We start from the raw sequence: 3,052 nt of genomic DNA, 5'->3' as shown, positions 1-3,052 counted from the left end.
CGTGGTCGCCGAGCGGGGCCGGGGCGCCGAAGACCGCCAGCGCGGCGTCGCCGACGAACTTGTTGACCAGGCCGTGGTGCCGGTCGACCTCGTCGACCACCACGGTGAAGAACCGGTTGAGCAGACCGACGACCTCTTCGGGCGGGCGGCTCGCGGCCAGCGCCGTCGAGCCGACGAGGTCGACGAACAGCACCGACACCGTCCGCACCGTGCCCCCCAGCTCGGTGGCCGTCCGCATGGCCTCGACCGCGACCTCGTGCCCGACGTGCCTGCCGAACAGGTCGCGCAGCCGTTCACGCTCGGCCAGCCCGGCCGCCATGCCGTTGAACCCCGCCTGCAGCAGGCCCAGCTCGGTGCCGTCGTAGACCGGGATCTCCACGGCGAAGTCGCCCGCCCGGACGCGGCCCAGCGCGTTCTGGACCGACGTGATCGGGTTGACCACCGCGCGGGCGGTGAACACCGTGACCAGCAGGCCGAAGCACAGCACGACCAGCCCCAGGGCGATCACGGACACCGCCAGCTTCGTGGTCGAGACGTCGCCGCGGACCCAGGCCAGCACCGCGGTGACCACCAGCCCGGCCACCGGCACGCCGGTGCCCAGGCACCAGAACAGCAGCATCCGCAGGTTGACGCCGCCGGTGACCGGGCGCGGCGGCGTCGTGCCCGCCAGCGCCAGCGCCGCGTACGGCCGCAGCGCGAACTCGCCGAACAGGTAGGCGATCGCGCAGACGACGACGGCGGCGAACGCCACGACCAGCAGCTCGGTCAGCACGACGGCCGGCTGCACGAGCGCCGCGAGCCCGCCGAAGACCAGGGTCGCGAGCCCCCACAGCACGGCCTGCACCATGGTCAGCCGCAGCGGGACGCGCAGGCTCGCGGTGCGTTCGGCGTCGGTGGGCCGGCGCCCCTCGGCCGCCCAGCGCAGCGTCCGCAGCGCGCCGCCGGTGCCCCACAGCGTGCCGGCGACGACCGCCGAAACGACGTACACGGGCACCGCGATCGCCGTCACCCGGACGAGGTCGCCCGACATCCCGGGCGCCGGCATGAGCAGCGCCGCGAGGCCGACCACGACCAGCGCGCCGATGACGTTGGTGGCGATCAGGGCGGCCGTGAGCAGGCGCTGGACCCGCCGTCGCAACGCCGCGAGGTTCTGGTCCAGCGGGCCGAGCAGCCCCGAGCCGTACGGCAGCGGTTTCACCGGGTGAGTGTACAACTGTTCACTCAGATGCAGGCTGGCGGGCGCCGAAGTATGTGTTACGGTTGGTAACAGTGAACTTCGGTAACACCTGACGAGGAGGTCGGCCATGACGAGCATCGGCGAAGCGGGCGTGTCGGACCGGGAAACCGTGGCGCGCCGCCTGCTCGACTCGTCCGAGCAGCTCTCCTACGACCCCGTCAAGGAGGTCGACTGGGAGACGCCGCTGGACACGGACTACCACGGTGCGAGCCCGGAGTGGAGCACGCTCTACGGGACCTCCTACTGGGCCGAAATGACTCCCGAGCAGCAGCGCGAGCTGACCCGCCAGGAGGCGGCGTCGGTGGCGAGCACCGGGATCTGGTTCGAGATGATCCTCCAGCAGATGGTGCTGCGCGACTTCTACGCCAAGGACCCGACCGACCCGGCGTTCCAGTGGGCGCTGACCGAGATCGCCGACGAGTGCCGCCACTCGATCATGTTCGCCCGCGGCGCCGCGAAGCTGCGGGCACCCGCGTACCGGCCGCGCCGGTTCGTCGTCGAGCTGGGCCGGATCTTCAAGGCCACCGCGACCGGGGAAGCGGCCTACGCGGCGATCCTCGTCGCCGAAGAGGTCCTCGACGTGATGCAGCGCGACTGGATGCGCGACGAGCGCGTCGTCCCGTTCGTGCGGACCATCAACAACATCCACGTGGTCGAGGAATCGCGGCACATGAAGTTCGCCCGCGAGGAGACCCGCGAACGGCTGGCAGGTGCCGGCTGGCTGCGCCGCCAGATCAACGGCTTCGTCGTCGCGGTCGCGTCGTACTTCATCGTCACCAGCATGGTGAACGCCAAGGTGTACGAGAACGCCGGCCTCGACGGCAAGCGGGCGCGGCGCGAGGCGAAGGCGAACGAGCACCACAAGTCGATGCTGCGCTCCAGCTGCTCCGGGCTGATGGAGTTCCTGCACTCCGCCGGGCTGCTGACCAAGCCGTCGCTGTGGTTCTACAAGCGCGCGAACCTGATCTGACATGGCCTTCGCGATCACGCAGACCTGCTGCGCCGACGCGTCCTGCGTGTCGGTCTGCCCGGTCAACTGCATCCACCCGACGCCGGACGAGCCGGACTTCGGGACGACCGACATGCTCTACGTCGACCCGGACACCTGCATCGACTGCGGTGCCTGCGCCGACGCCTGCCCGGTCGACGCGATCTTCCCGACTGGTGCCCTCACCGGGCCGCTCGCGGCGTACCCGGAGATCAACGCGGAGTACTACGCGGAGCGGGACGTCCTGGCCGAGGCCACCGTCGCCCCGAACTTCCACCGGTGGGCGCCGCCGTCGTTCGCCCGGATCCTCCCGAGCGACTTCGCGCCGCTGGACGTCGCGGTCGTCGGCACCGGCCCGGCGGGCATGTACGCGGTCGAGGACCTGTTGCTGCACACCAATTCCCGGGTCACGCTCATCGACCGGCTGGCGGACGCGGGCGGCCTGGTCCGCTACGGCGTCGCGCCCGACCACCCGTCGACGAAGAAGATCGGCGAGACGTTCGCGCGCTTCCACGACCACCCGCGGCTGCACCTGCGGCTCGGCGTCGAGGCGGGCCCCGAGCTGGCCGCGCGGCACGACGCCGTGATCTGGGCGGTCGGCGCCACGGAGGCCCGGCCACTCGGGATCCCCGGCGAGGACCTGCCCGGCAGCCTCCCGGCGGCGTCCGTCGTCGGCTGGTACAACGGCCACCCGGACCTCGAGCCGGACGCGGTCGACCTCTCGGCCGAGCGGGTCGTCGTGGTGGGCACCGGCAACGTCGCCCTCGACGTCGCGCGGATCCTGACCGCCGACCCGGCGACGCTGGCCGGCACGTCGCTCGCCCCCG

General features: G+C 71.9%; 3 protein-coding genes. 2 read left to right on the top strand and 1 reads right to left on the bottom strand.

What is annotated here, in order from left to right; genetic code table 11:
• On the bottom strand, positions 1–1,198 hold a 1,198-nt coding region (locus G3I65_RS39725; RefSeq protein ID WP_309235939.1), incomplete at its 3' end, for an adenylate/guanylate cyclase domain-containing protein.
• A gap of 106 nt (positions 1,199–1,304) precedes the next feature.
• Between G3I65_RS39725 and G3I65_RS39720 the strand changes: the two genes are divergently transcribed.
• On the top strand, positions 1,305–2,207 hold the full coding sequence (locus G3I65_RS39720; RefSeq protein WP_160700651.1) for a diiron oxygenase: 903 nt from the start codon (positions 1,305–1,307) through the stop codon (positions 2,205–2,207).
• 1 nt (position 2,208) lies between these two features.
• Positions 2,209–3,052, top strand: an 844-nt coding sequence (locus tag G3I65_RS39715; protein WP_160700650.1) for an FAD-dependent oxidoreductase, incomplete at its 3' end; no start/stop codon positions are given.

The organism is Amycolatopsis sp. SID8362 (genome assembly GCF_010550475.1).
Taxonomy (GTDB): domain Bacteria; phylum Actinomycetota; class Actinomycetes; order Mycobacteriales; family Pseudonocardiaceae; genus Amycolatopsis; species Amycolatopsis eburnea.
Note: the sequence above shows the minus strand (reverse complement) of the source record. Positions and strands in the feature narration are given on the sequence as shown.

What these genes read in the sequence shown, in the direction of transcription:
- G3I65_RS39720 (WP_160700651.1), top strand. Translation starts at nt 1,305, where the DNA reads ATGACGAGCATCGGCGAAGCGGGCGTGTCGGACCGGGAAACCGTGGCG.